Consider the following 26,826-nt stretch of genomic DNA (forward strand, 5'->3'; position numbering starts at 1 on the left):
CGCGATAGCCTTCCGCCGTGGCGCCGCTCGGGTTCGATCTCCGCACACGGACGACCCTGGTCTGCGGGGCGCTGGCCCTCGCGATCGCGGCGTCGACGTTGCTGCGAGGTCGCGTCCGCCGCGTTCACCTCTTCTTCGCCGCGTTCGCCGCCGACGTCGGCCTCTGGTACCTGTCCCAGTCGCTCTTCGGCTTCTTCCAGGCCTCGATCTGGGAGCGCTTCACCGCCATCCTCGCCGTGCTGCTCCCGCAGTTCGCGCTGCAGCTCTTCGAGGCGATGATCCCCCACGACGGGGACAGGCGATCGCGGCTGCTCCGGTTCGCGGGGGTGCTCGTCATCCCGCTGTTCGTCCTCGTGCTGGTGAGCCGGGAGCCGGGCTCATGGCTCGACTGGCTCACGCGCGGCTGCATCTTCACGTACGTCTTCGCGCTGCTCACCGCGGGGCTGTACACGCTCGGCCAGCGCGGCAAGCAGAGCTCGTCGCGCGCGACGCAGCGGCGCGTGCGGTTCCTCGTGGTCATCGGCGCGCTCGCCGGGCTCGCCAGCGTCGCCGACTTCGCCTGGTTCCTCGGCGCGGAGCCGCCGCCGGTCGGCGCGGCGCTCTCGATCGTCTTCCTGTTCGTCCTCGCCCAGGCGCTCCGGCACGAGCGGCTCCTCGACGCCTACGAGATGCTCGCGCGCCTGCTCGTCGCCACGGCGGTCGCGTTCCTGATCGCGCTGATCTTCTATCTCCTGCTCACGTTCATCGGCGGCTTCAACACGATGTACCTGAACGCCGTGCTCGCCGCGATCGTGATCCTGGTGCTCTTCGATCCCCTGCGGGCGCGCGTCGAGGAGCAGATCCAGCGCCTCTTCCTGCGGGAGCGGTTCGATCTCGATCGCTCGCTCGCGGAGGCCCGGCGGCGCCTCGTGCACACGCTCGAGGTCGAGGAGATGGGCTCGATCGTGATGAGCGCGCTCGAGCAGTCGCGCCGGGTCACGGCGGCGGCGCTCTACCTGCGCGATCAGGACGGCACCGGCTTCGATCGGCTCGCCTCGCTCGGGCCGCGGGTGCCCGAGCGGATCGAGGTGGCGACCGCGAGGGCGATGCTCGAGCGCCTCGAGCGGGGGCCGCTCGCGATGGAGGAGCTCGAGCGCGAGGCCCGCGAGCGGCGCGCGCGCCGCAGCCACAGCGACGCGGAGGACGACGGCAACTTCGCGCGGCGGACGGAGGTCCGGCCGCAGGTCCCCGAGGACGCCGTGCTCGCGGCGGCCGAGGTCCTCGGCAGCCTTTGCTCGGGCGTGGTGCTCTGCGCGCGCGACGAGCAGGGCGAGCCCATCGGCCTGCTCGTCGTGGCGGACGCGCGCGTGCGCGACGCGTTCTCGCCCGAGGAGCTGACCTTGCTGGAGACGCTCGCCGCGCAGATCGGCGTCGTCCTCGAGAACTCGCGCCTGTACGCGCAGATGAAGGAGCGGGACCGGCTCGCGCTCCTCGGCCAGATGGCCGCCGGGCTCGCGCACGAGATCAGGAACCCGCTCGGCGCGATCAAGGGCGCGGCGCAGCTGCTCGCCGATCCCGTGCCGGAGGCGCAGATCGATCCGGCCTCGCGCGAGTTCCTCGGGATCATCCTCGAGGAGGTCGATCGGCTCGACCGGGTCGTGGGCTCGGTGCTCGACCTCGCACGGCCGGCGCAGGGCTCGGTCGTCCCGACCGACGTGAACGCGATCGTCCGCCGCACGTTGCAGGTGCTCTCGATCGAGCGCCGGAACGATCTGCTCGAGGTCGAGATCACGCTGGATCCCGATCTCCCCCGGGTCGCCATCGATCCCGAGCAGCTCCGGCAGGTGCTGATGAACCTGTTCCGCAACGCCGTTCAGGCGATGAAGGGCAGGGGCAAGGTGGTGATCTCCACGCGCGTCCGCTTCGGCCGCGGCACGCGCCCCGGCTCCGGCTCGGACGAGCCGTTCGTCGAGCTCAACGTCACCGACAACGGTCCGGGCATCTCGCAGAAGGTGCTCGCGAACATCTTCCTGCCGTTCTTCACCACGAAGGACAAGGGGACGGGGCTCGGGCTGTCGATCAGCCAGCGCATCGCGCAGAGCGCGGGCGGCCGCATCGAGGTCCGCTCGTACGAAGGGAAGGGGAGCACCTTCGCCGTGATCCTCCCCGCCGCCGTCGACAAGCTGGGGACGCCGGCGCCCGCGCCCGTGGCGCTGCCGCAGGGGGAGCCGGCGCCTCAGGATCGGCCCGGCTGACGCCGGCGCGCGCGCCCGCGCCGTCCCCGAGCGCCGGGGGCGCGATCCGCTCGCGCTGTGCTCCGCGCTCAGCCGTAGCGTGAGGTCATGAGGCGCTCGAGCGCGGCGTGCTCGCGCACGAGCGCGAGCGTGTGCTCGGCGTGACCGTGCGCGTAGCCGTTGCCGATGTAGAGATCCACGTCCTTGCCGATGCCCTCGGCGCCGAGCGCGGCGGCGGTGAAGCTCGTGCTCATCGCGAAGAAGTACGTCTTGCCGCGGTCGCGCGTGACGACGATCGCGCTGAGCTCCACCCCGGGGACGTTCACGCACGACAGCGTGAGGTCGGCGCCCGCGTCGCCCGTGAGCGGCAGCACGGCGTCGCGCACCGCGATGGGGTCGCGCGCGTCGACGACCGCGACGTGGTCGCAGATCGCGAGCGCGCGCAGGTCGGCGGCGAACTCGGGCGAAGCCTCGATCCCGATCACGCGCCCGGAGCGGCCGACGCAGCGCCGCGCCTCGGCCGCGCAAAGGAGGCCCGACTTCCCGCCCGCGCCGAGCACCACCACGCTGTCGCGCGGGCCGGCGAGGCGAGCCACCTGAGGCGCCGCGCCGGCGACGTCGAGCAGCGCGAGGGCGAGCCGCTCGGGCATGTCGCTCGGCATGCGGGCCAGCGGCGCCGACGCGAAGAGGATCGCGGTGCCCTCGACGTCGATCTGCGCGGACGCGGGGCGCACGGCGACGATCCGGCGGAGCGAGAGCGGGGTGAGCGAGAGCGACGCGAGCGTCGCGACGCGATCGCCGACAGCGACGCCGCGGTGCTCCGCGAGCGAGCCGACCCGGCGCACGACGCCGAGCAGCATGCCGCCCGAGCCGGTGACCGGGTTGTGCTGCTTTCCCCGGCGCGCCACCGTCTCGAGGACGAGCCGCGCGACGCCGGCCGGATCGCCGCCAGAGGCCTCCTCCATCTGACGGAAGCTCGCGGCGTCGATGTTCAGCGTCTCCACGTCGACGACGATCTCCGTCTCGAAGTGGCGCGAGGCGTCGGCGTCCAGCCGCTCTGCCGGCTGGGGGAGGGCCCCCGGGGGTTCGAGCACGCGGTGCGTGCCCAGCGGATCGCCTGCGGCGAGGGTGCGTTGCGTCGCTTCGGAGCTCACGCCGAGGCCGTTCAACATGCCGGGCGTGAAAGCAAGGGCAATGAACCGAGCGGCCGCGAACTCCTCGGCAGAGGGGGCCCGGTCGGGGCGCCGCTCGGGCCGCCCCGACCGGGCCGCATCGGTCTGTTTCCCGCGGATTAGGCGCAATTGCGCGGGTCGAGCGGGGTCCGGGGGCGCGCTCCGGGCGGGCCTCCAGGGGGGACGAAGGAGGGCGGCCAGCGCGCTGCGTCACGGCGAGCAGGGGAACTCATTTGAAAGAACAGACCGGAACTCTTGACCAGCTTTGCCCGGTGAAACTAGACTTTGCCCCCTGCTGGCGCTCGCGTAGCGCTCGAAGGTTTTTACTCCCTGCGATGGATAACCACGCTCCCAAGGTGTCGGCAACGCGGCAACTGGCGTTGCGCTTCATCTCCGGGAAGTACCAAGGCGGCGAATTCCCCTTAGGGGAGCAGCAGGAGATCGTCGTGGGTCGCTCCAGCGACCTCGACATGGTCCTCGTCGAGGACATGGTCTCCCGGCGCCATGCCCGGATTGCCTGTACCGATCAGCAGATCGTGATCGAGGATCTCGGCTCGACGAACGGCACGTTCGTCAACGGCGAGAAGATCAAGAAGACGACCCTGAAGGAGGGTGACCGGGTGCTCATCGGCACCAGCATCCTCAAGGTCGTCTCCACCGACCCGGGCGCGCCTCCGGCGCGCCGTCGGATGGATGAGCCCTCGCTGCGGAGCGGTCAGACCCGGTCGATGTCCGGGTCGATCGACGAGATCCCGCTCCCCGATCTGCTTCAGCTCTTCGGCACATCGAAGAAGAGCGGAGTCCTCGTCGTCCGTTCCGACGACGACGTCGGCAAGATCTACCTGCGCAAGGGCATCGTGACCTTTGCGACGATCAACGATCTGACCGACGTCCCGCCGCTCAAGAGCGTCTACCGGATCCTCACGTGGGTCGGCGGCACGTTCGACCTGGAGCCGGCCGAGGAGCGGGTCATGACCGGCGAGATCAGCGCGACGGTGCAGGAGCTCCTCATGGAGGGGCTCCGGCAGATCGACGAGCTGAACAACATTCGCCACCAGCTCCCGGATCTGTCGGCGCGCCTGGTCATGCCCCAGCCGCTCAAGCCGCTGCTCCGCGATCTCTCGCCCGTCGATCTGGACGTCCTCCAGATCGTCTACAACCACGGGCACCTCGCGATGGTCCTCAACAAGAGCCCCGCGACGGATCTGGAGACCGCGCAGTCCGTTCTGAAGCTGATCAAAGCAGACTACCTGCGCGTCGAGTGAAGCCGCGCTTTGCGCAGGAGTCCATGACCCCGCGCGAAGCGCCGTGAGGCGTCGCGAGACGCCGGCTTCACGCGGCCGTGCGCGAGCTTGTCGCGCGTGGGGCCGACGGCGTGCTTGCTGTCGAGGGGAGCGGAGCGAGCGCAGCCCCAGGTTCGGAGCGCGGGCGACCGGAGCATCGTTCGGCGCGCCCTGAACGAGCGCGCCGAACCCGTTCAGGGCGCGGCGCGCTCGGCGGGGCGGCGTGAGGCCGTCAGAACTTCGCGCGATCGCGCTTCGCCGCCGGGTCGAGCGCCGTGCTCTCAAGCCGGAGCGTCACGGCGCGGGCGTGCGCCTGGAGGCCCTCCGCCAGCGCGAGCTTCTCGATGATCGGGCCCTGCGCCCGCAGCGCCGCGCCGGAGTAACGGATGAGGCTCGCGCGGGTCACGAAGTCGTAGACGCCGAGCGGCGATCCGAAGCGCGCCGAGTTGCCGGTCGGGAGCACGTGGGACGGCCCCGCCAGGTAGTCGCCCGCCGCCACCGGGGTGAGGCTGCCGAGCAGCGCGGCGCCGAGCGTGCCGATCTCCGAGAACATCCCCTCGGCGTCGGCGACGTGGAAGGCCACGTGCTCGACCCCGAGCTGATCGGCGACCTCGGCGAGGCGAGCGCGCGAGCCGACGACCAGCGCCGCCGCGTGATGAGAGAGGGACTCCTGGACGATCGCGCGCCGCGTGAGCTCGGGGAGCGCGGCGTCGAGCTCGCGCGCGACCGCCTCGGCCAGCTTGGCCGACGTCGTCGCGAGCAGCGCGTACGACGCCTCGTCGTGCTCGGCCTGCGAGAGCAGGTCGGCCGCGACGAGCCGCGGGTCGGCGGCGTCGTCGGCGAGCACCAGGATCTCGCTCGGCCCGGTGATGCCGTCGATCGACACGTCACCGAAGACGAGCCGCTTGGCGCAGGCGACGTAGGCGTTGCCGGGCCCGACGATCTTGTCGACCGGCGCGAGCTCCGCGAGGCCGTAGGCCAGGGCCGCGATCGCCTGCGCGCCGCCCGAGTCGAGCAGGGTCGTCACGCCGGAGAGGTGCGCCGCGGCGAGCGTGACGTCATCCGCCGACGGGCTCGCGAGCACGATGTCCTTCACGCCGGCGATGCGCGCGGGGATCGCCGACATCAGCACGCTCGAGGGATAGCGGGCCTTGCCGCCCGGCGCGTAGACGCCGACGCGACGCAGGGGGCGCACGCGCATGCCGAGGAGGACACCCTCCTCCTCGTAGCTGAAGCCGGCCTGCAGCGCGGGCCCGCTCGGCGCTGCGTCCGCCGGCCCGAGGTCGCCCGCGTCGCGCTGCCGCTCGTGGTACCGCGCGATCCTGGCGGCCGCTGTCTCGAGCGCGGCGCGGATGTCCGGCGGGAGCCGGGCGAGCGCCTCGGCCCCGCCGAAGCCGCCCTCGGCCTCGGGACCAGCGTGGCGGACGAGCGCCTTCGGCGTCCTCCGCTCGAACTTCTCGATGTAGCCGAGCACGGCGGACGTGCCGCCGCGCCGCACGTTGTCGATGATCTCGGTCACCGCGGGGGTGACGTTCGCGAGATCGCCCGTGCCGCGGGCGCGCAGGGCAGACAGGGTGGACTCGAACTCGGGCGAACCTTCGATGTAGATGGGCAGCATGGCTTGACGTGGGGCCAGCGCGGCGGAATCCGCGCGCGGACGGCGACACCCCGTACCACAGCACCCCGCCCGACGGTATGTCCGGCGGCGCGCGCCGCGCTCGGTGTCCACCGCCGCGCGTCGCTCCGCGAGTTCCCCGGCCCGAGCGGATGGAGTAGGGTTGCCCCCATGCGGCCCGGCTCGTTCGGCCTCGCGTCCACCGCGATCTCGCTTGCGCTCCTCGCGCTCGCGCCCGCGGTCCTCGTGGGGTGCCCGGAGAACTCCTGCTTCCTCAAGATCTGCCAGGGCAGCAGCTGCCGCTGCTCGATCTCGTCGTGCAGCGACGGCGCCGGCTTCGACACGACGCAGAACCGCTGCCGCTGCCTGAAGGGCTACCTCGCGGTCGCGGGCCAGTGCCTCACGCCGCAGGCGGCGAACGCCTACTGCGGCGTGGGTCGCCATTACGAGGCCGGCGGGTGCGCCCCCGACCGCTGCAAGCCAGGCGACGAGATCGACCAGAGCACGGGCTACTGCGTGTCGCGCGAGCAGGTGGCGACCAACATCGGGGTCGCCGTCGGCGCCGGGCAGAAGCTCGGGTGCCCGCCCGGCCAGGAGCTCGTCGTCGACGGACCGACCGCCGCGTGCGTGCCGCTCTCGCAGACCTGCGCGCGCGACGAGGTGTGGACCGGTCAGGCTTGCGCCAAGGTGGGGCGATGCCCGACGGGCGCGATGTGGGATCCCGCGCTCGGCCAGTGCGTCCAGTACGCGCAGGGCTCGGGCGAGAGCGGGCTCACGGTCAACGTCGCGCAGTGGGCGGCGGCGAACTACGGCCCTGACGGCGGCATGGGCACGAGCGGCTTCTGCGGCGCCTTCGCCAAGAAGCCGTACAGCTTCGGGGTCGTCGAGGGGGCGTCTGCCTACGTCCGCATCGCGGTGATGTTGTCCTTCCCGGAGAGCGAGATCGCCCGCGGCGTCGTGCAGGCCGTGACGGTGTTCGACGCGAGCGGGAACCCGGTCCCCCCGCGCGGCGCCGCGGAGGTCGACGCGGCGGCGCGCAACATCTTCGGCACGCTCGTCCTCGGCGGCGGGCGCGCGAGCGCGCCGACGTCGTCGACCACCGTCCGGTGCGCGATCATCCACGCCGGAAAGCCGCAGCCCGTCCCCGCCGTCGGCGGCCTCTGAGCGGGGCTCACCCGCTTCGGATACGGGCCCACCTCGACGTTTTCGGTGCTCGGCGTGCTGGAGCACGCCTGCGCGCCGAAAACGCCGATCTGGGCCCGTCTCCTGTGCGGGTGAGCCCCGCTCGGCAACGCGATCGCTGGCTTGGACGACGGGGGGCTGAGGGGCGGCGGCGGCCGGCCGGCGCCGGGGGTCACGGCCTCGAGAGGGTGCTCACGACGCGGGTGGCAGGGAGGGCGCTGAGGCCGACGCAGCTGACGACCTTGTTGCGCTCGATCACGAAGTTGCTCGAGGATGGCTCGATCTTCGCGAACTCGACGCTCAGGCGGGTGCCGTCGAAGCTCGCGCGCAGCGGGCGGCCCTCCACGTCGCTGCGGACGTCCTGGCAGGTGCCGCGCGAGCGCGCCGGATCGAACTGGCGCGAGCCGGGCGCGATGAAACGGAGCCGGTCCTCCACGGCGAACACCCCGGCCTCCCCGGGGAGCTCGCGCAGCGAGAAGCGAGCCTCGCCCTCCGCATAGTCCTGCGGCGCGAACTGCTCCGGGTGGCGGACCCGGAACTCGAGCGCTTCCCCGGCGAGCACGGCCTCGAGCTCGCGCCCGTTGCCCACCCACACGCCGGTCAGCCCGGAGAGCGGCGACGGCTCCGGCTGCGTCGCGCTCGCCTCGACGTCGGCGGCGCTCGCGCTGGAGGCCGGGCTCGACGGCAGCGAGGCGCCCCGCCGGCGACCATCGCGCGGCTTGTCGAGCACGCCCAGCCCGAGCAGCGCGGCGGCCCCGCCGAACATCACGAGCGCCCCGGCGCCGATCGCGAGCCACGAGCCCCGCCCGCGCTGCGGCCTCGCCGGCCGGCTCGCCAGCGCCCCGCCCGGCGGCGACGGCGCCGCGCCGCGGAGCTCATCGACGGTCGTGGCCGCAGGCGGCGGCGGTCGGCTCGAGACGCCGAGCGGCGCCGAGGTCGCAGGGCGAGCGATCGCGTCGAGCGCCGCGAGCATCTCCTCGCAGCTGGCGAAGCGCTCGGCCCTGTCCTTCGCGCACGCCTTGTGGAGGAACACGTCGAGCTCCGGAGGGACGTCGCGCCGCACGGCGCTGACGCTCGGGAGCGGCACCTCCGCGTGCAGACGCATGATCTCGACGTCGCTCTCGGCGTCGAAGGGCACCTGCCCGATCAGCATCTCGTAGAGCACGACGCCAAGGGCGTAGATGTCCACCCGCTTGTCGAGGTCGCGGCGACCGAGCACCTGCTCCGGCGACATGTAGTAGAGCGAGCCGATGATCCCCTTGGTCAGCCCGCGCCCGGCGAGCGCGTCCGCCTCGGCCTTGGCGATGCCGAAGTCGGTGACCTTCGCGACGCCGTCCTTGCCGCGGAGCAGGACATTCGCCGGCTTGAGGTCGCGGTGGATCACCCCCTCACGGTGCGCGGCCGCGATGCCGGAGGCGATCTGGCGGAAGATCGAGAGCGCCTCGGGCAGCGGCATCGGCCGGCGCTCCTCGGCGTACCTGGCGAGCGTCTGCTCCAGGCTCTCGCCGTCGATGTACTGCATCACCAGCCACAGGTCGTCCCGCTCCGCGACCACCGCCTTCAGGTGGACGACGTTCGGGTGATCGATCTGCGCCAGCGCGCGGCCCTCGGCGAGCGTCCGCGCGCGCACGTCGGGCCGATGCCCGAGCTCCTGCCGCACCGCCTTCAGGACCACATGCAGCCCGGTGTGGACGTCCCGCGCGAGGTAGACGACCCCCATGCCGCCCTCGCCGAGCACCCGCTCGACCACGTATTTCTGGTCGACGAGCGTCCCCGCCGGCAGGTGGCCCCCAGGGGCGCGCCGCGGGAGCGAGCCCGCCAGCGGCGCCGGGACGACGTGCGGCCCGGCCGCATGCCCGTTCGCGCCGCCCGCCCCGAAGGCCGGCTGGCTGACCCGGGGCGCCGCATCCTCGGGCAGCAGCGCCTCGGGCAATGGCTGCCCAGGGACAGTCGGCTGCGGGCCGGGCGCAGGGGACGCCGAGGGCGTCGCGACGACGCCGGCGTTCCTCGCGACCATCGACGCGCCGCACGTCACACAGAACCGGGCGGCACCCGGGTTCTCTGCATTGCAAGCCGAACACCTGGCCATGGCACGGTCAGCTCGATCCACGGAGCGCCTTTCGGGCGGCGCGCCGCGGACGCCACGTCACGTCCAGTGGCCCGCGCGGAGGGCCGCGGAGTCGATCGTCTTGATCTTCGGCGCGAGCGCCTCGCGGAAGATCGCCTCGTCCTCGTCGTCGAGGCCGCTCTCGCCGAAGCCGGACGCGACCTCCATCGAGGTCGCGAGGATGCGAAGGAACTGCTGGAAGCTCGAGGCGCAGAGCTCCGGCTTGAGCGCGTCGATCCCCGTCATGCAGGTGAACACGGGACAGTCTCCCTCGGCGTCCAGCTTCGAGATATCGAGAAAGTAGGGATCTCCGAGCAGGGCGCTGCGGGCGATGAGGATCCAGCTCTTGCGCCAGCCCGCGAGGGAGCTGTCGCCGCCGTTCGCCTGCTGCTCGACAGCGAGCTTCTCGGAAGGGATGAGGCGCACGCGCTCGACCGGAGTCACCGTCTCGACGTCGAGCGGGTCTGCCTCCTGCAGGAAAGCGCGGTACCTGGCGGGCACCCGCAGCGTCCTGCGCAGCTCTTCAACCACCGCTGGAGCCGCCTTTCCGAACCTCGCAGGGATGCCTCTTCGGGCAAAGGCATCCTTGAGCGCCGTAACCGACTCGGCAAGGTCGCTATCCACCGAACATCCCTTCCTTTGCAAGTCCACCGGGCGACCCGCTGAGGCGGGCGCCCTCATCGCTGCCAAGCCGCTTCGCTCCCGGGGAGAGCACCGGCGCGCACCCGGAGGAATACCCCGCGCCGGGCGAGGTAGTGTAACAGAAAAACGATGGTCGACGTCGCGTACGCTGAGAGCCGATTCCGGCCCCCCGAAATCGCCCACCGGTACGGGCCGGGCGTGCACCTTCTCGATGATCCACTCGCATGGACGCTGCTGGCTCGAGCCTGCTCCCCGGAGACGGTTCAGCCGGACGTCGGGCGACTCGTCGGCGTTCTCTACCAGATCCTGGCGCGCGTGGTCTTCGCCGCGGAGCTGGGGCGCGCGCGCGTGGACGTCCCGACCCGGATGATCTCCTCCCATCCGGAGGCGATCTACCGCGGCACCGCGCTGTCGCGCGCGAGCAAGGTGGTCACCGTCGGCATCGCGCGCGCCGGGACCATGCCGTCCCAGGTCGTCTACGAGCTCCTGAACGAGGTGCTCGACCCCGCGCTGGTCCGGCAAGATCACCTGTTCATGAGCCGGCAAACCAACGAGCAAGGCGAGGTCACCGGCGCGACGTGGCACGACGCCAAGATCGGCCGCGACGTCGAGGGGCGTCACGTGCTCTTCCCCGATCCGATGGGCGCCACGGGCTCCTCCATGGTCAGCGCGCTCTCGTATTACAAGACCGCGCTCGAGGGGCGGCCGGCCAAGTGCATCACCATGCACCTCATCGTCACGCCCGAGTACATCCGCCGCGTCACGGACGCCCACCCGGACGCCATCATCTACGCGCTCCGGCTCGATCGCGGCCTCTCGCCGGCGCGCGTGCTGAAAACTGAGCCAGGCACGCACTGGGACGAGGAGCGCGGCCTGAACAAGATCCAGTACATCGTCCCGGGCGCCGGCGGCGTCGGCGAGATCCTGAACAACGCCTGGCTGTAGGCGCGCGGCCGGGGCTCGATCGACGGCCCGCTCGAAGCGCGGCCGGGGCTCGATCGACGGCCCGCTCGAGGCGCGGCCGGGGCCAGGTCAGCGGCCGCGCTTCGAGCGGCGGTTGTGGCCGACCGCGAGCGCGCGGTAGTCGATGGCCACGTGCGGCCGGCTCATGGCGGGGCGCAGGTCGGCGCAGAGCCGCGTGAGCTCCGCGATCATCGCGCCGAGGTCGCTCGCGCCAGCGGCCCGGCGCTGCGTGAGCTCGCCGTAGGCGGCCTCGAGCGACGCGATGCCCTTGCCGGACACGTGCCCGCGGCGGGACAGATCGACGTAGCTCCGCGCGAGCGCGGCGCTGTCGAAGTTGTGGGCGACCACGAGATCCTGCGCGACGCGGAGCACGGCGTGCGCGCCGATCCGGCTGTCCTCGTGGAGCACGAAGGCCGCCTGCAGGTAGTTGTAGAAGGGGACGACGCGCTCGCCGAAGATCCGGAAATCCGAGGGGGAGGACTGCCGGTCGAGGTGGATCAGGATCCGCTCGACGACGGGCCCCTTCTCGACGTAGCTCGCGAACCGGATCGCGTCGGCGATGGTGTCGTCATAGGCGTGCCCGAGCCGCATCACCTCGCCGAGCTCCAGCGGGCTGACCCTCCCCTCGCAGATGTCGGCGTACAGCGAGTAGACGAAGGCATCGGCCTCGGCGTCGTCCCCGAGGAGCACCTCGCGGATCAGCGCGCCGCTCGGGTCGCGCTGGCTCGCGAGCTCGCAGCGCCGCTGGAGCAGCGCGGGCAGCTTGTAGCCGAGCTGGCCGCGCAGCGCGCGGAAGCGCAGCCGGAGGATGTTCTGCAGGTTGGGCTTCAGCGTGAGCGACGCCCAGCGCGCGCCGTCGAGCCGCAGCTTCTGCTCGATGCGGGAGCGGAGCTGCTCCGGGCTGCCCGAGAGGATGTGGGTCTCGACGCCAGCGCGGCCGAGCTCGCGCAGGAGCGACCCCGCGCCCGGCACGGTGCGCTTCTGATCCGGCCGCTCGATCGCGGTCCGCACGAGGTCGCGCAGCGTGTCGAAGTCCGTCCGGAGGTAGGTCTTGTCGAGATCCCACCGCGCGATGAACGGCGCGCGCGCCGGCGCCGCCGCCGCGTTCGCCGGAGATCGGGGTTCTTGCGCTCGTTCCTCGCCGTTCACGGTGTCCCGCTCAGCGCGACATCCACTCGCGCCGCATCTTGTCGAGCGACTGCACCACGTCGCTGTCGGCGCTCTGCCGGGCGAGGTCGATCGCCTCCCGGAGGTACATCGACGCCTCGCTCGTGCGCTCGCGCTCGTGCGCCACGTACGCGAGCGAGCCGAGGACGAGCGCGCGATCGGGGCCGCCCGGGCCGGCGAGGTCGAGCGCCTCGCGCAGCACGCCGTCGGCGTCGGTCAGATCGCCGGCGCGCGCGAGCGCGTCGCCGAGCTTGCGGCTGAAGATCAGGACGGCGCGCACCGGGTCGTCGAGCTCGCCGCGGAAGATCTCCCGCCGCGCCAGATCGAGGCCGCGGCGCAGCGCGAGCACGCTGCCGGCGTTGTCCCCGCGCGCGGCGGCGCGATCCGCCGTCTGCTCGAGCAGCATCAGCGCGACGAACGCGTTCTGCGCGTGGTAGGCGTGGATCGCCTGCACCTCGAGCGGCAGCGCGAGCGGGTCGCCCGCGCTGTCGAACGTCGCCTTGCCGTGCAGGTCGCGCCGGACGCCGGCCGGGATCGTCGCGAGCGTCACGTCGCGCAGCAGCGGGTGCGTCGTGCGGATGCCGCTCGCGTGCTCCTCGATCATGCCCGCCGCGACGAGCTTGCCGAGCAGATCGTCGAAGGCGCGGATGTCCGGGAGCAGGCGCTGCAGCGTGGGCCGATCCGCCGCGTCGCCGATGACCGCGAGCGCCTGCAGCGTGCGGCGCGCGTCCTGCGGCAGCCGCTCGATCCGCGCGGCGACAAGGTCGGCCATGCGCGCGGGCGGATCGCTGCCGCCCTCGAGCGTGTAGCGGACCAGCTGGTCGATGTAGAGCGGCGGCACCGTCGCGCCATCGCCGCCGGGCCCGGCCGTGGTCGCCGCGCTCGGCGGCAGGCCCAGCGCGGCCGGGTCGGCGGCGCCGTCCGCGCCGTCGCGCCGCGGCGACAGCCGCGCGCCGCCCGCGCTCGGCGGCGTCTTGCGGGCGGCGCGGTGATCCAGGCTCACGCTGCTCCGGAGGAGCGTGAGCGCGATGTCCTTCGGCAGGCCGCCGAGCGTGCGCACGGCGCCGCCCCACTGCGGCTCGAAGCCCGGCGTGTGGCTGGCGACGATGAGCAGCGCCGCGAGCGGCGGCTCCGCGATCACGTCGGCGAACGCGTTCCTGCTCGCGCCGTCGACGGCGTGCAGATCGTCGATCGCGAGCAGGACCCGGTGCGGGAAGGCGGCCTGCTGCGCGCGCGAGAGCGCCCAGCGCAGCGCCTCCGCGGCGATGAAGCGGCGATCGTCGGGCGACAGGCCCCCCGACGCCGGCTTGTTCCAGGCGTGCCGGCGCATGTCGCTCCCGCGGTCGCCCTTGCCGAAGATCTCGAGCAGCCCGCGGCGGGCCTCCGGCGTCGCGCCGCTCCAGTTCGAGGCGTTGCCGCCGTCGGTCGGGAGCTCCGCGAGCCCGGCGATCGCCCAGCGGAGCGCGTAGTAGCCGACCTCGGCGCCCCACGGATCCGGCCCGGTCTGGATCACGTTGTCGCCGCGGCTCGCGGCGACGTCGAGGAACTCGCGGAGCAGCCGGGTCTTGCCGACGCCCTGCTCTCCGACGATGCGCGCGGCGACGACCGAGCCCTCGACGTCGGCGAGGCAGGCGTCGAGCCACGCGAGGTCCTCCTCGCGCGCCGCGAACGGGAGCGGGAGCGGGGGCGCGGAGGACGCGCGATCGCGCCGCGCGGTGGGGGGCGCCGCCCCCGGCGCGGCGCGCGGCGCCGGGGCGGGGGCGTGCGGCTGCGCGATCCTGGCGCCGCACTCGCCGCAGAACTTCTGGCCGCGCGGCACGATGGCGCGGCACGAGGCGCAGATGACCGTCGCCTCGGAGAACGAGAAGCGGCCCGAGGGCGTGTCGAAGGTGCCGACCGACGCGCGCAGCGCGGCCGCGAACTCGTCCGCGGACTGGTAGCGCCGCGCGGCGTCCTTCTCGAGCGCCCGCAGCGTGACCTCGACGAGCGGCTCGGGGATCTCGCGCTCCGGCGCGATCAGGGCGGGATCGGGCGGAGGCAGCGAGAGGTGCATCAGCACGACCTGCGTCGGCGACTCCGCCTCGAAGGGGAGCCGGCCGGTGAGCAGCTGGAACAGGATGACGCCGCACGCGTAGAGGTCGCTCCGCGCGTCGATCGGATCGCCGCGGCCCTGCTCCGGGGCCATGTAGTCCGGGGTCCCGCAGACGATGCCGGGGCTCGTGATGTTCGTCGGCGAGACCTCCGCCTTCATCTTCGCGAGGCCGAAGTCGACGACCTTCACGAAGTCGCCGCCCGAGCGCATCGGCTCGAGCACGATGTTCTCGGGCTTGAGATCGCGGTGGATGATGCCGAGGTGGTGCGCCTCGGCGAGCGCCGCGAGCACCTGGCAGAGGATGTCGGCGATGCGGCGGAACGGGAGGGGGCCGTCCTCGTAGACGACGCGGGCGAGGTCGCGCCCGCGCAGGAACTCCATGACGAGGTAGAGCTGCCCGCCGTTCTTGCCGAAGTCGATGACCCCGACCGAGTTCGGGTGGTTGAGGCGGCTCGCGGCGCGCGCCTCGGTGATGAACCGGACCGACGCGCTCTCGTCCCCGAGCAGGTGGGGGTGGATGATCTTGACGGCCACCGTGCGCCCCAGGGCCTTCTGCTCGGCCCTGTACACGCGGCCCATGCCGCCCACCCCGACGAGCTCCAGGATCACGTAGTTGCCCGGGAGCGTCGTCCCGATCAGCGTGTCGTCGGACGTCCGGTTGAACTCCGAGATCGGGAAGCCGCAGACGGGGCAGAATTTGTGCGCCTGCTCGCACGGATTCGCGCATTGCGGGCAGACCACTGTGGACACGCGCGGGACCTTACCACGTTCGGGATAGCGATTGGAGTCGAGGTCTGCCTGGGCCCCCGGGGCGCGGCCGGGAGGGGGGCGGGGGGGCTCGTCCAGCCGTCTGTTAGGTCCTGGATCCCACTTGGGGTAACCTCGGGCGCGATGGTTACGCCTCGCCTACGTCTCGGTCAGCTCCTGGTCGACGCGCGGATGATCACGCAGGAGGCCCTCGAGAGGACCCTGGAGCTGCAGCGCACGGACGGCCGGCGGCTCGGGACGCTCCTCGTCGAGCAGGGTCTCATCAACGAAACCCAGCTGACGCAGATCCTCTCGCACCAGCTCGCCGTTCCCTGGGTGTCGCTGCTGCACATCGAGTTCTCGCGGCAGCTGCTCAACCTCGTGCCGCACGACGTCGCCGAGCGGTACTGCCTCGTCCCGATCTACGTTCGCCACGTCCGCAACCAGGGCGAGACGCTCTACGTCGCGATGGATGATCCGACGAACGAGGACGGCATGAAGGAGTGCATGGCGTTCTCGGGTCTGCCCGTGCGCGCGATGATCGCTCCTCCGAGCGACATCCGGAACGCGATCCGGGTCTACTACGGAGCGCGCGCGCGCTCGGCTCCGCCGCCCGCGCCCGCGCAGCGCGCGCAGGCGAGCGAGCCGCAGTCGCGGGCGCGCCCGGTCGACCCGCCGCCTTCGTCCGAGCTCTCGAGGGCGCCGGAGACCGCGCGGCTCTCGGAGGAGCCCCCGGCCGCGTCCACGCCGGAGCCCTTGCTGCTGACGAGGCCCGCCCTCCGCTCCGGGGCCCGGCTGGTCGAGGACGCGCTGCCGGCGATCGAGACCTCCGAGGTCGACCCCGCCGAGGTGGGCGTCCTCGACGACGAGATGGGATGGGAGGCGCCGCGCGCCGCTCAGCGGCCCGTGGAGCGGGAAACCCACAGCCGCCCGGAGGAGCGGCAGATCCGCGGCCGCCCCGAGGAGCGGCAGATCCGCGGCCGTCCTGACGAGCAGCGCTCGCGGCCGACGTTGAAGGTCGCGCCGTCGCCCGAGCTGCTCGCGGCCGCGCAGGCGGCGCAGTCCGCGCAGGCGGCGCAACCCGCGCCGGCGGCGCAATCCGCGCCGGCCGCCCCGTCGGAGCGCCGGAAGACGCTGCGCCCCAGCGCCGCGCCAGGGCCCGTGATCCCGCCCGCCAGCGAGGCCGCGCCGAGCGTGGACGCGTCGCCCGCGTCGAGCACGCCGGCCTCGGCGCTCCTCGGTGCCGTGCTCGGGCGCGCGAGCACCGCGGCGCGCAGCGTCCCGGAGAGCGTCCCCGACCACGGCGACGACCCCCCGAGCGAGCGCGAGGTGCGCAACATCCCCGCCCCGCAGGGCCGCGGCCGCCGCCGCATGGTCTCGCTCACGCTGCTCGACGGCACGACGATCACGCTCCCAGCGCGCGGGTCCAAGCCGCAGCAGCAGCCGCAGCCGCAGCCGCAGCGGCAAGCGGCCCCGGCCCCCCGGGCCGCCGCTCAGTCCGAGCCGCCCCCGCCGATCGCCGTGGACGATCCGGGCCTCACCGCGCGCGATCTCGTCTCCGCGCTCCGCGCCGTCTCCCACGGCGCCGACGCGAGCGAGATCCTCGGCAACAACGTGCGCTGGGAGGCGATGTTCGCCGCGCTCCTGTCGCTGCTGCTGAAGAAGCACCTCATCGCCGACTGGGAGTTCGTCGACGAGCTGAAGAAGATCTGACGCGCGCGCCGGCGCTCAACGCGCCTCGCGCGCGGCGCCGGCGCGGATCAGCGCGTCGATGTCGCCTTCCGAGAAGCCCGCGTCGCGGAGCACGGCGCGCGTGTGCTCTCCGGCGCGGGGCGCCGGCGCGAACGCGACCCCCCGCGGCGTGACGGGCGTCCGGAGCTGGGGGACCGGGCCGCGCGGCGAGGCGATCTCGAACAGGAGATCGCGCGACGCGAGGTGAGGATCGGCCGCGGCGCTCCGGGGATCGAGGACCGGCTCGAGGCAGCAGTCGCGCTCGGCCGCGAGCGCCTCCCACTCGGCGCGCGTCCGCTCCCGGAAGAGGGCGGCGAGCCTGCGCTTGAGCTCGACCTGGTGCGGCCCCGGGACGAGCGCGCTCAGGTCGGGATCGAGGCCGACCCCCTCGCAGAACGAGGCCCAGAACTTCGGCTCGAGCGCGGCGAGGGCGAACGCGTGCCCGTCCTTCGAGAGGTAGGTGTTGTACGGCGCGAGCCCGCCGGTGAGCGGCTCGTCGCCCGCAGCGCGCGCGCGCTCCGCGTCCTCCCCTCGTCCTTGTCCCTCCCCGGCGCGCGCGCCGCCCGCGAGCGCAGCGGCGAGCGTGGGGAGGGCGAAGCCGAGCACGCCATCGGTCATGGCGATGTCGAGCACCGCGCCCAGCCCGGTCCGCTCGCGCTCCTTCAGCGCGGCGAGGACGGCGATCGCGCACCACATGCCGCCGCTCACGTCGGCGACCTGGAAGCCCGGCACCTGCGGCGGGCCCTCTGCCGGCCCCTGCGCGCCGAGGACCCCCGCGCGCGCGACGTAGTTCAGATCGTGCCCCGCGCGCCCCGCCATGCCGCCCGTCTGGCCGTAGCCGGTCAGCGCGCAGACGATGAGCCGCGGGTTGTCCGCGCGCAGCGCCTCGTGGCCGAGCCCGAGCCGCTCGAGCACCCCCGGGCGGAACTGATCGAACAGCACGTCGTAGGTCGCGACGAGCCGGCGGAAGGCGTCGCGCCCCTCGGGCTTCTTCAGGTCGAGCAGGGCGCTGCGCTTGCCGCGGTTCAGGAGCTGGAAGGCCGCCGATTCGCCGGCGATCTGCGGCGAGATGTGGCGCAGGAGGTCGCCGCCGGTGACGTCCTCGATCTTGTCCACCGTGGCGCCGAGATCGGCGAGCACGAGGGTCGCGAACGGCCCCGGCAGGAGCCGCGAGAGATCGAGGACGCGCGTGTCGCTGAGCGGGCGCATGGCGCCGCCGGCGCCTGGGTCAGCCCGTGCCGAGCTGGAACAGCTTCGGGAGCTTCATCGCGAGCATCTGGTTGCCCGTGACCTTGAGCTTGCCCGCGAAGTAGAGCTGCATCGAGTTGGCCTGCGGGTTCTCGTGCAGCTTCTGGAAGTCCTCGCTGGTGAGCGCGATCGTGACGTCCGCGCCGCCCGGGTTGCCGGTGGCGATGCTGGGATCGGCGCTGGCCAGGTCGATCAGCCACTCGCCGCCGCCCTCGCCCGTCACGTTGATCTGGTACTTCCCACCGAGCTGCTTGGCCGCGTCGGTGTTCTTCGCCAGGGCAGCAGGGAGCTCCTCGTTGAATAGCTTCTGGATATCGACGGCCATGGATCGCCTCCGGATGTCGTGTGGGACGTGCTGACTTCTATCGCCCGAGTACCGGGCGCGGTTTACCCGCGCCCGAACGCGGGCGTCAAGCGAAGCCCGCCGCCGGAGCACGCTCGGGTCGCCGTGTCAGGACATCCCTGGCGTGCGCGCGCGCGCCGTACCCGTACGTCACGCGCGCGCACGCGGCGCCTGCGCGGCGGGCCGAGGCGCCTTGTCCAGCGCGGAACGGAGCGGGACCATGAGCAGGCGATCGATGGCGACGCGCTGGTCGGCGGACGGCGGGCTCTCCGGCAGGCCCTGCATCAGCCGGAGGTCGCGGAGCGCGCCGCGATCGAGCGGGCCGAGGGACGCGCTCAGCCCGTCGAGCGCCGGAGATATCGCGGGGAGCAGGCACACGAGGACAATCTCGCTCGTGCCCTGCCGCACCCACGTCCCCTGGTACTCCGCGATCGCCTGCCCGAGCGCCTCCTGGAACACGAACGCGCGCCACTCCAGCGGCGCGCTCAGGTCGAAGACGCGGCCGCCGGCGCGGAGCTCGCGGCCGTCGAGGCTGAGCGCCGCGCCGCGCGCGTCGGTGACGAAGAACCGCTCCAGGCACCCGGGCGAGCGCAGCGCGAGCTCGTCGAGCAGCGCCGCGAGCACCGCGGGGCCGAGCGAGATCGGCTCGCCGTCTGGGCCGATCGCCTCGAGCCCGACCTCGTCGGCGCCGACGACGGACGCGCGGTCGAGCAGCGCGGCGAAGGTGCGGCGCGACGAGCCGTCGAAGCTGGCGCCGATCGAGGACATCCCGGCGCCGGAGCTGAGCAGGGCGACGAGGCGATCGCGGCGCGGGGTCGCGAGGAGCGTCACCCCGAACCGCTCGCGGAGCGGGAGCAGCAGGTGCTGCGCGGCGCCGCCCTTGGCCTGGAGGAGCAGCTGATCGCCGTCGAGGCTCAGCCCGCGCCGGCTGGCCTGCGGGGGCGGCAGGAGGGGCCGCCGCCGCCCCCGCGCGAGGAGCGCCACTGCCGCCGCGACGAGGGCGATCGGCAACAGCGCGCGGACCATCAGGCTGCGCGCGGTCGCGACCAGCACGAGGGCGGCCACGAACAGCGGGACCGACCAGATCCGCCGCGAGCCGCCGCGCCGCGCCGGCGTCACCTCGGGGGCGGTCGCGTCGAACCACCGGGGCGCCGGGGAGGGTGTGGCGGCCGCATCGCTCGCCGGCTCGTCCGCGAGCTGCGCGGACGGCCAGCCCGTCGCAGGCGGTGGCTCGTGCGCGCGGGCCTCGAGCGGTGGGAGCGTGGCGACGGCCTCAAGAGGGTCCTTCTGGCCCTTCGCCTCGCGTCCCATCACACCTCCACCCCAGCCGAAAGTTCCGCGTAGGATAGCATCGAGGGAGCCTCGTGCGCGAGGAGACTTTGGTGCGACGCGATGCGTAGGCGGCGCGCTGTCGAGTCCCGCTGGATGTGCGCCGCGCGACTCGCCGTGCTGCATCGTGTCGAGCCGCTCGCGCCGCGCGTGTCACGTCGCGCGTGTCGCGGCCCAGCACATCGCGGGCGTGCGGGCGAGCGCCCCATGGGTTCGCGAGCGACGCTGCCTGGGGCGGGTGGCCGCAAGGGGCATCCGGCGCCGGCGCCGGGGAGCGATGCAGGTCTGTGCGAGGGGGCGCTGGCGCCGGGGAGCGATGCAGGTCTGTGCGAGGGGGCGCTTACCGGAACGCTCGGTGGTGGAGGACCCAGGGCGAGAGGCGCGGGGAGCCCGTCTCGGAGGCGCTGGAGACGGCCGGCCGCCGATCCGCCCGCGCGGCCGCGATGGCCAGGGCGGCGGCGAGCGAGGCCTCTTCCTCGGGGGGAACCGCGGTCGGACCGCAGAGCTCCGCCGTGTGCTCGGCGATGAAGCCGGTGTCGTAGCGGCCGGCCTGGAACTCGGGGTGCGCGAGGAGGTTCTCGTGAAAGGCGAGGTTCGTCCGGATGCCCGCGACGGCGTACTCGGCCAGGGCGCGCCGCATGCGCGCGATGGCGGCGCGCCGATCCGGGGCCCACACCGAGAGCTTCGAGATCAGCGGGTCGTAGTGGCTCGGGACCACGGAGCCCTCGTAGAAGCCGCTGTCGTCGCGCACCCAGGGGCCGGCCGGCGGGCGGAGCGTCGTGATGGTGCCGGGGCTGGGCAGGAAGCCGGAGCTCGGATCCTCCGCGTAGATGCGGCACTCGATCGACGCGCCGCGCCGCGCGATCACCTGCTGGTGCAGGGAGAGCCGCTCGCCGTCGGCGATCTTCACCATCTCGGCGACGAGGTCGACGCCGGTCGTCCACTCGGTGATCGGGTGCTCCACCTGGAGCCTCGTGTTCATCTCGAGGAAGTAGAAGGAGCCGTCCTCGGCGAGCAGGAACTCGAACGTGCCCGCCGAGTGGTAGCCGACCGCGAGCGCGCCGCGCACGGCGACCTCGCCCATGCGCTGCACGAGCTCCGGGCTGGCCACGGGGCAGGGCGACTCCTCGACGACCTTCTGGTGGCGGCGCTGGATCGAGCAGTCGCGCTCGAAGAGGTGCACGAGGTTGCCCTCGCGATCACCGAGCACCTGGATCTCGACGTGGCGCGGCCGGAGGATCGCCTTCTCGAGGTAGACCGTGGCGTTGCCGAACGCGCGCAGGGCCTCGCTCTGCGCCCGCTCGTAGGCCGAGGGCAGGTCCTCCGGGCGGTGCACGAGCCGCATCCCCTTGCCGCCGCCTCCGAACGCGGCCTTGAGCATCACCGGGTAGCCGAGCCGCTCGGCGAGCGCCTGCGCCTCCGCGGCGGTCGCGGGCTCGCCGCCGGGCACGATGGGCACCCCGGCCGCCGCCATCCTGGCGCGCGCCGCCGGCTTCGACCCCATCGCCGCCATCGCGCTCGAGGGCGGGCCGATGAAGGTGATGCCAGCCCGCTCGCACGCTTCCGCGAACTCGCGGTTTTCCGACAGGAACCCGTACCCGGGATGGATGGCGTCCGCGCCCGAGCGCCGGGCGACGTCGAGGATGCGATCGATGCGGAGGTAGCTCTCCGCCGCAGGAGCGGGGCCGATGGCGTACGACTCGTCCGCGAGGCGGACATGGAGGCTGCCGCGGTCCACGTCGCTGTAGACGGCGACGCCCTGGATGCCGGCCTCATGCAGCGAACGGAGGATTCGGACGGCGATCTCGCCGCGGTTGGCGATGAGGACCTTGCGGATCACGAGCCGGCCCTATCACACGAAAGCGCCTGCGCGAATGGCCCCGTCGCGGAGCCGCCCTGATCCGAGCCCCGTCGCGAGCTGGTCGTGGACTTCCCTGACGCGGGATCAGGCCCGCGAGAGTCTTTCCCCAGGCCGAGCAAAAGGGTAGGTCTGCCCTGTGCAGCGCCGCGATATCCCGTCCGAGCTCTCGTTCGCGGCCATCCCGGCCGTCGCCGAGCCGCGCGAGCTCACGAGCCCGCCACCCTCGCGCCGCCAGAGGGGCGCCGAGCCGGAGGTGGTCTCGGTCGCGGAGCTGGATCGCCGGCTGAAGCGCATCCTCGAGGGCTCGACCGCGGACGTGCGCGTCGAGGGCGAGATCTCGGGCCTGCGCGTCGTGGGCAGCGGGCACGCCTACTTCACGCTGAAGGACGAGAGCGAGGAGGCGGCGATCGACTGCGTGATGTACCGGACCGCGGCGCCGCGCGCGCGCAAGCTGCTCGCCGACGGCGCGCGCGTCGTGCTCACGGGCCGCGCCACGGTCTACGTGCCGCGGGGGCGGCTCCAGTTCTGCGCGGACGACGCGCGCCTCGCCGGCCGCGGCGCGCTCCTGGAGGCGCTCTTCCGCCTCAAGGAGAAGCTCGCCGCCGAGGGGCTCTTCGCGCCGGAGCGCAAGCGCAAGCTGCCGGTCGATCCGCAGATCATCGGCGTGGTCACGAGCGGCGACGGCGCGGCGATCCACGACATCGTGACCGTCGCGTTCCGCCGCGGCGGCGCCCGGCTGGTCCTCGCGCGCACGCCCGTGCAGGGCGCCGGCGCGGGGCAGCGCATCGTGCGCGCGATCGCGCTGCTCGAGGAGTTCCCGGGCATCGAGGTGATCATCGTGGGGCGCGGGGGCGGCTCGGCCGACGACCTCAGCGCGTTCAACGAGGAGATCGTCGTCCGCAAGGTCGCGGCCGCGCGCGTGCCGATCGTGAGCGCGGTCGGGCACGAGATCGACGTCGCGCTGACCGACCTCGCCGCCGACGCGCGCGCCGCCACGCCCTCGCAGGCCGCGGAGATGCTCGTCGCGGACGCGGCCGCGCGCCACGCGGCGCTGGAGCACCTCGAGGCGCGCATGCGCCGCGCGATCGCCCACCGGCTCAGGGCCGCGCGGGCCGATCTCGACCGGCAGCGCGCCCGCCTCGGCTCGCCCGCGCAGATCCTGGCCGAGCCGCAGCAGCGGATCGACGACGCCCTGGCGAGGCTCCGGCGCCGCATGGAGCGGATCGTCGTCGAGGACCGCGCCGGGGTCCAGCGCCTCGACCGGCGGCTCGCGGCGCGCCACCCGCGCGCGGTGATCGCGGGCGCGCGCGGCGCGCTCAGGCCGCTGTCGGTGCGCCTCGCCGCGGCCGCTCACCGCCACGTCGCCCTCCTGCGGGAGGGCTTCGCGAACGACGTCGCCCGGCTCGAGGCGATGTCGCCGCTGCGCGTGCTCGCGCGCGGCTACGCCATCGCGACGGACGGGTCAGGCCGCGCGGTCCGCGACCACCGCGAGGTCGCGCCGGGCGATCCGATCGCGGTCCGCGTGCACCACGGCGCGCTGCTCGCGCGGGTCGTGGCCACCGCGGGGCCGGGCGAGCCGCTCGTCGAGGCCAGCGCGCCCGCGCCGGCCGCGCCGCCGGCGGCGGCCGCGGCCGGGCCGGGCGCCGCGGCCGGGGCAGGCGCCGCGGCCGGGGCAGGCGCCGCGGCCGGGGCAGGCGCCGCGGCGGCGCCGGGCGCCCTGGCGCGCGGGCCGCGCGCCCCGGGGGGCGGCCGCGCGCCGAGGCGCAGCCGCGCGCAGCCGGGCGCGCCCGCATGCGAGCAGCTCGGGCTCGGCTTCGTGGCCGACGAGCGCGCCCCGACGTTCGGTCGCGCGGGCGCCTCCGGTCAGGTCTCGGCGGGGCAAGGCGGAGCAGAGGCCGGCCCGGAAGAAAGGCATCATGTCGAACCCTGAGCGGCGAATGTTCGGTCTGGTCGGGCACCCGGTGGGCCACTCGGTCTCGCCGGCGATGCACTCGGCCGCGTTTCGGGCCCACCACCTGCCCCACATCTACAGCGCGTTCGACGTGCCCACCGGCGCGGAGCTCGCGCGCTTCGTGAGCGACATCCGCAACGGCCTCATCGCGGGCGCGAACGTCACGATCCCGCACAAGCGCGCGATCATGTCGATGGTTGACGACGTGGACACGAGCGCGGCCGAGGTCGGCGTCGCCAACGTCCTCTGCGCGACGGAGTCGCGGCGCGTGACCGCGCACAACACCGACGTGATCGCGCTCCGCGACGAGCTCGCGCGGCTCCTGCGGTCCGCCCCGCCCGGCGGCGACGACCCGGCAGGGCGGCACGGCGCGCTCTCGAGCCCGCGGCAGCGCGCGGTCATCATCGGGGCCGGCGGGGCGGCGTTCGCCGCGATCGCGGCGTGCAAGATGCTCGGCTACCACCTCATCAGCGTGACCACCCGGTCGTGGACCAGCACCGAGGCCATGCTGGAGTCGCCCGCGGGGCAGCGCGCGTCGGAGCTCGGCGCGCTCACCGCGCCGTGGCCGATCCCGACCGAGCGGTCGATCAGCAGCAAGTCCTCGGTGGCGCTGCGGCTCAACTGGAGCGAGTTCGCCGTCGCGGCCGACCTGATCATCCAGGCCACGAGCGCCGGCATGCTCGGCGGTCCGCCGGGCGAGGAGGTCACGAGCATCATCCCGTGGGACTCGCTCTCGCCGAGCGCGTGCCTCTACGACGTGGTCTACAACCCGCCGGTGACGCCCTTCCTCCGGATCGCGCGCGAGCGGGGGCTCCGCGCCTCCGACGGGCTCGGGATGCTGGTTGGCCAGGCGGCGCAGTCCTTCACGCTCTGGACCGGCCTCCCGGCCCCGGTCGAGGTGATGCGCGTCGCGGCCGAGGACTCTCTCAGGAAGGCCACCGGCGGTCGATGAGCTCAGACGGATCCCGGAGGAGCGCTCCGGCTCACGACGCCTTCTCGACCACGCCGGCGGCCTCGCGCGCCCAGGGCGCCGCGCTGGAGCACGCGTCGCCCTGGCCGCACGTCGAGGTGCGCGGCCAGCTCGCGATCGCGCGCAAGGAGTGGCTGCACACGAACGGGGCGGGCGCCTACGCGAGCTCGACGATCGCCTGCATGCACACGCGCCGCTACCACGGCCTGCTCGTCGCGGCCCTGGATCCGCCGCGGCGCCGGCACGTCATGCTCTCGCACGTCGACGCCAGCGTCCGCCCCATCCGGCCGCAGGGCTCGCAGCAGGGCGGGCCGCCCGAGCGCCGTGCGTCGTGGCCGCGGTGGGATCTCTCCAAGCACCAGTTCCCGGGCATCGACCCCGAGGTCGGCTCCTTCTACCTGGAGCGCTTCGATCAGGATCCGCTCCCGCGCTGGGCGTACGCGCTCCCGGGCGGCGAGCTCGAGGTGACGCTCGGCCTCGTGCGCGGCGAGAACGCGGCCGTCCTTCGCTACGCCTGGAGCGGGGCGGACCCGGTGATGCTGACGTTGCGCCCGCTCCTCGCCGCGCGCCACATGCACCAGCTGCTCCGCGAGAACGGCGGCATCTCCCAGAAGGTCGAGCTGCGCGCCGGCGCGGCGCGCGGGGAGCCCGGCTCGGGGAAGGAGCGCCCGACGAGCGGCGAGGTCCGCGTGCAGCCGAACCGCGCGCTGCCGCGGATCTGCTTCCGCTACCAGGGCACGTTCGTCGGGTCGCAGGACTGGTGGCGTCGCTTCGAGTACCTCGGCGAGCAGGATCGGGGCCTCGACTTCCTCGAGGATCTCTGGACCCCGGGCCACTTCGAGACAGTGATCGGCGCCGAGCCGGTCCACCTGCTCGTGGCCGTCGGCGCGCTCCCCGAGGACGAGCCGGAGAACCTGCTGGCGGCGGCGAGCGCGGCGATCCGCGCCGAGGACCCGGGGCCCCGGCGGCCGCTGATGGAGCGGCGGCTCTGCATCGCCGCCGAGACGTTCCGCGCCGACGCGGCCGCCCGGCCGGGCGTCATCGCGGGCTACCCCTGGTTCGAGGTGTGGGGCCGCGACGCGCTCATCTCCCTCCCGGGCCTCTACCTCGTGCCGCGCAAGACCGAGGGGGCGATCCGCGTCCTCCGCGCGCTGATCGACGCCATGCAGGACGGCCTCGTGCCGAACCGGCTGCCCGACGCGGGCGAGCCCGCCGAGTTCCACACGGCGGACGCGACCCTCTGGCTGTTCGAGGCGGCGCGCCTGCTCGCCGACGCGATCGGCGACACGCACCCGTTCGTCACGGGCGAGCTCCTCGGCGCGCTCCGCGACGCCTTCGAGGCCGCCCTGCGCGGGACCAGGAACGGGATCCACATCACGGCCGACGGCCTCTTCGCCGCGGGCCGCCGCGGCGAGGGCGCGATCGACGGGCTCACCTGGATGGACGCCCGCGTCGGGGGCCGCGCGGTCACCCCGCGCGCCGGCTGCCCGGTCGAGCTCACGGCGCTGTGGGCGAAGGGGTCGGAGACGCTCGCGCGCCTCGCGCGGGCCGCCGGCGACGAGCGCCTGGCGCAGCGCGGGGAGGCGGCCGCCAGCGCGGCGCGCCGGGCCTTCGCGGCCCGCTTCTGGTGCGAGGAGATGGGCTATCCGTACGACGTGATCTCGGAGGAAGCGGAGGGGGCGACCGCGTTCCGTGACGCCTCGATCCGCGCCAACGCAGTGATCGCCGTCGCCGTGGATCCCGCCTGCTTCACGCCGGCGCAGGCCGCGTCGCTGCTCGAGCGGGCCCGCCTGGAGCTCGTGACCCCCGCCGGTGTGCGCTCGCTCTCGCCGGCCGATCCGGGCTACATGCCCCGGTACCAGGGGGGGCCCGATGCGCGCGACAGCGCCTACCACCAGGGCACGGTCTGGCCGTTCCTGCTCGGGTTCTACGCGCGCGCCGCCCGGCACTTCTCCACGCTCGGCGAGCACGTGATCCCGCTGCTGCACCGGCTCGTGGCCTCCGCGGCCGCGAACGAGATCGCGCTCGGCCACGTGCCCGAGGTCGCGTCCGGGGAGCCGCCGCACCACCCCGGCGGCTGCTTCGCGCAGGCCTTCAGCGTGGCGGAGCTCCTGCGCTTGATCGCCTGGGATCTGCCCCCGCAGGACCCGGGCGCGCCGCCGCGCTGAGCCGCGGGCGCGCCGCCGCGCTGAGCCGCGGGCGCGCCGCCG

18 protein-coding genes are annotated in these 26,826 nt (G+C 73.8%); 8 read left to right on the forward strand and 10 right to left on the reverse strand.

Going from position 1 to position 26,826, the window contains the following annotated elements:
- Positions 1-17: 17 nt before the first annotated feature.
- The gene (locus tag WME89_RS14840) at positions 18-2,234 is read left to right on the forward strand and encodes an ATP-binding protein (RefSeq protein ID WP_437625832.1); all 2,217 of its coding nucleotides are present in this window, start codon (positions 18-20) and stop codon (positions 2,232-2,234) included.
- 68 nt (positions 2,235-2,302) lie between these two features.
- On the opposite strand, the gene WME89_RS14845 is transcribed toward WME89_RS14840, so the two are convergent.
- Positions 2,303-3,385 carry an L-erythro-3,5-diaminohexanoate dehydrogenase gene (locus WME89_RS14845; RefSeq protein WP_438009817.1) on the reverse strand — a complete coding sequence of 361 codons (1,083 nt, stop codon included), beginning with the start codon at positions 3,383-3,385 and terminating at the stop codon, positions 2,303-2,305.
- Between the two features lie 272 nt (positions 3,386-3,657).
- Between WME89_RS14845 and WME89_RS14850 the strand changes: the two genes are divergently transcribed.
- The gene (locus WME89_RS14850; protein WP_437667584.1) at positions 3,658-4,650 is read left to right on the forward strand and encodes a DUF4388 domain-containing protein; all 993 of its coding nucleotides are present in this window, start codon (positions 3,658-3,660) and stop codon (positions 4,648-4,650) included.
- A gap of 250 nt (positions 4,651-4,900) precedes the next feature.
- Here the strand turns inward: WME89_RS14850 and hisD are convergent, their stop codons facing one another.
- Complete coding sequence (gene hisD / locus WME89_RS14855) at positions 4,901-6,286, reverse strand: histidinol dehydrogenase (protein WP_438009818.1); 1,386 nt, start codon at positions 6,284-6,286, stop codon at positions 4,901-4,903.
- A gap of 168 nt (positions 6,287-6,454) precedes the next feature.
- On the opposite strand from hisD, the gene WME89_RS14860 reads away from it, so the two are divergent.
- Positions 6,455-7,447, forward strand: a complete 993-nt coding sequence (locus WME89_RS14860) for a hypothetical protein (RefSeq protein ID WP_438009819.1) — start codon at positions 6,455-6,457, stop codon at positions 7,445-7,447.
- Between the two features lie 190 nt (positions 7,448-7,637).
- On the opposite strand, the gene WME89_RS14865 is transcribed toward WME89_RS14860, so the two are convergent.
- Together WME89_RS14865 and WME89_RS14870 are read right to left on the reverse strand one after the other, a co-directional pair.
- On the reverse strand, positions 7,638-9,482 hold the full coding sequence (locus WME89_RS14865; RefSeq protein ID WP_438009820.1) for a serine/threonine-protein kinase: 1,845 nt from the start codon (positions 9,480-9,482) through the stop codon (positions 7,638-7,640).
- A 129-nt stretch (positions 9,483-9,611) separates the two neighbouring features.
- Positions 9,612-10,103 (reverse strand): SMI1/KNR4 family protein, encoded by a 492-nt coding sequence (locus WME89_RS14870; protein ID WP_437625837.1) that lies wholly within the window; start codon positions 10,101-10,103, stop codon positions 9,612-9,614.
- Between the two features lie 240 nt (positions 10,104-10,343).
- On the opposite strand from WME89_RS14870, the gene WME89_RS14875 reads away from it, so the two are divergent.
- Entirely contained in the window at positions 10,344-11,159 is an 816-nt protein-coding gene (locus tag WME89_RS14875; RefSeq protein WP_438009821.1) for a uracil phosphoribosyltransferase, read from the forward strand.
- Positions 11,160-11,246: 87 nt separating this feature from the next.
- On the opposite strand, the gene WME89_RS14880 is transcribed toward WME89_RS14875, so the two are convergent.
- Both WME89_RS14880 and WME89_RS14885 read right to left on the reverse strand, forming a co-directional pair.
- Positions 11,247-12,326 (reverse strand): hypothetical protein, encoded by a 1,080-nt coding sequence (locus WME89_RS14880; protein ID WP_438009822.1) that lies wholly within the window; start codon positions 12,324-12,326, stop codon positions 11,247-11,249.
- Between the two features lie 10 nt (positions 12,327-12,336).
- Positions 12,337-15,186 (reverse strand): protein kinase domain-containing protein, encoded by a 2,850-nt coding sequence (locus tag WME89_RS14885; RefSeq protein ID WP_438009823.1) that lies wholly within the window; start codon positions 15,184-15,186, stop codon positions 12,337-12,339.
- A gap of 141 nt (positions 15,187-15,327) precedes the next feature.
- Here WME89_RS14885 and WME89_RS14890 point away from each other — a divergent pair, with 141 nt between their 5' ends.
- Positions 15,328-16,896, forward strand: a complete 1,569-nt coding sequence (locus WME89_RS14890) for a hypothetical protein (protein ID WP_438009824.1) — start codon at positions 15,328-15,330, stop codon at positions 16,894-16,896.
- 15 nt (positions 16,897-16,911) lie between these two features.
- Here the strand turns inward: WME89_RS14890 and WME89_RS14895 are convergent, their stop codons facing one another.
- The 4 genes from WME89_RS14895 to WME89_RS14910 form a co-directional block, all read right to left on the reverse strand.
- Entirely contained in the window at positions 16,912-18,123 is a 1,212-nt protein-coding gene (locus WME89_RS14895) for a CaiB/BaiF CoA transferase family protein (RefSeq protein ID WP_438009825.1), read from the reverse strand.
- 19 nt (positions 18,124-18,142) lie between these two features.
- Positions 18,143-18,487 (reverse strand): SCP2 sterol-binding domain-containing protein, encoded by a 345-nt coding sequence (locus WME89_RS14900; protein WP_437666626.1) that lies wholly within the window; start codon positions 18,485-18,487, stop codon positions 18,143-18,145.
- Between the two features lie 168 nt (positions 18,488-18,655).
- Entirely contained in the window at positions 18,656-19,816 is a 1,161-nt protein-coding gene (locus WME89_RS14905) for an IMP dehydrogenase (RefSeq protein ID WP_438009826.1), read from the reverse strand.
- 358 nt (positions 19,817-20,174) lie between these two features.
- Entirely contained in the window at positions 20,175-21,674 is a 1,500-nt protein-coding gene (locus WME89_RS14910; RefSeq protein ID WP_438009827.1) for an acetyl-CoA carboxylase biotin carboxylase subunit, read from the reverse strand.
- 157 nt (positions 21,675-21,831) lie between these two features.
- On the opposite strand from WME89_RS14910, the gene xseA reads away from it, so the two are divergent.
- The 3 genes from xseA to WME89_RS14925 are packed head-to-tail and all read left to right on the forward strand — an operon-like array spanning position 21,832 to position 26,784.
- Positions 21,832-23,625: an exodeoxyribonuclease VII large subunit gene (gene xseA, locus WME89_RS14915; RefSeq protein ID WP_438009828.1), complete on the forward strand. Its 1,794-nt coding sequence runs from the start codon at positions 21,832-21,834 to the stop codon at positions 23,623-23,625.
- A complete protein-coding gene (locus WME89_RS14920; RefSeq protein WP_438009829.1) occupies positions 23,612-24,598 on the forward strand; it encodes a shikimate dehydrogenase family protein in 987 nt (328 codons plus the stop codon). The genes xseA and WME89_RS14920 overlap by 14 nt, the downstream gene beginning before the upstream one ends.
- A complete protein-coding gene (locus WME89_RS14925; RefSeq protein ID WP_438009830.1) occupies positions 24,595-26,784 on the forward strand; it encodes an amylo-alpha-1,6-glucosidase in 2,190 nt (729 codons plus the stop codon). The genes WME89_RS14920 and WME89_RS14925 overlap by 4 nt, the downstream gene beginning before the upstream one ends.
- The last annotated feature ends 42 nt before the right edge of the window (positions 26,785-26,826 follow it).

Source organism: Sorangium sp. So ce321 (assembly GCF_051530195.1).
GTDB lineage: Bacteria > Myxococcota_A > Polyangia > Polyangiales > Polyangiaceae > Sorangium.

Excerpts from the sequence above, each read along its gene's own strand:
- WME89_RS14845 (WP_438009817.1), bottom strand. The coding sequence starts at position 3,385 with ATGTTGAACGGCCTCGGCGTGAGCTCCGAAGCGACGCAACGCACCCTC.
- hisD (WP_438009818.1), bottom strand. The coding sequence starts at position 6,286 with ATGCTGCCCATCTACATCGAAGGTTCGCCCGAGTTCGAGTCCACCCTG.
- WME89_RS14860 (WP_438009819.1), top strand. The coding sequence starts at position 6,455 with ATGCGGCCCGGCTCGTTCGGCCTCGCGTCCACCGCGATCTCGCTTGCG.
- WME89_RS14865 (WP_438009820.1), bottom strand. The coding sequence starts at position 9,482 with ATGGTCGCGAGGAACGCCGGCGTCGTCGCGACGCCCTCGGCGTCCCCT.
- WME89_RS14875 (WP_438009821.1), top strand. The coding sequence starts at position 10,344 with ATGGTCGACGTCGCGTACGCTGAGAGCCGATTCCGGCCCCCCGAAATC.
- WME89_RS14890 (WP_438009824.1), top strand. The coding sequence starts at position 15,328 with ATGGTTACGCCTCGCCTACGTCTCGGTCAGCTCCTGGTCGACGCGCGG.
- WME89_RS14895 (WP_438009825.1), bottom strand. The coding sequence starts at position 18,123 with ATGCGCCCGCTCAGCGACACGCGCGTCCTCGATCTCTCGCGGCTCCTG.
- WME89_RS14900 (WP_437666626.1), bottom strand. The coding sequence starts at position 18,487 with ATGGCCGTCGATATCCAGAAGCTATTCAACGAGGAGCTCCCTGCTGCC.
- WME89_RS14905 (WP_438009826.1), bottom strand. The coding sequence starts at position 19,816 with ATGGGACGCGAGGCGAAGGGCCAGAAGGACCCTCTTGAGGCCGTCGCC.
- WME89_RS14920 (WP_438009829.1), top strand. The coding sequence starts at position 23,612 with ATGTCGAACCCTGAGCGGCGAATGTTCGGTCTGGTCGGGCACCCGGTG.
- WME89_RS14925 (WP_438009830.1), top strand. The coding sequence starts at position 24,595 with ATGAGCTCAGACGGATCCCGGAGGAGCGCTCCGGCTCACGACGCCTTC.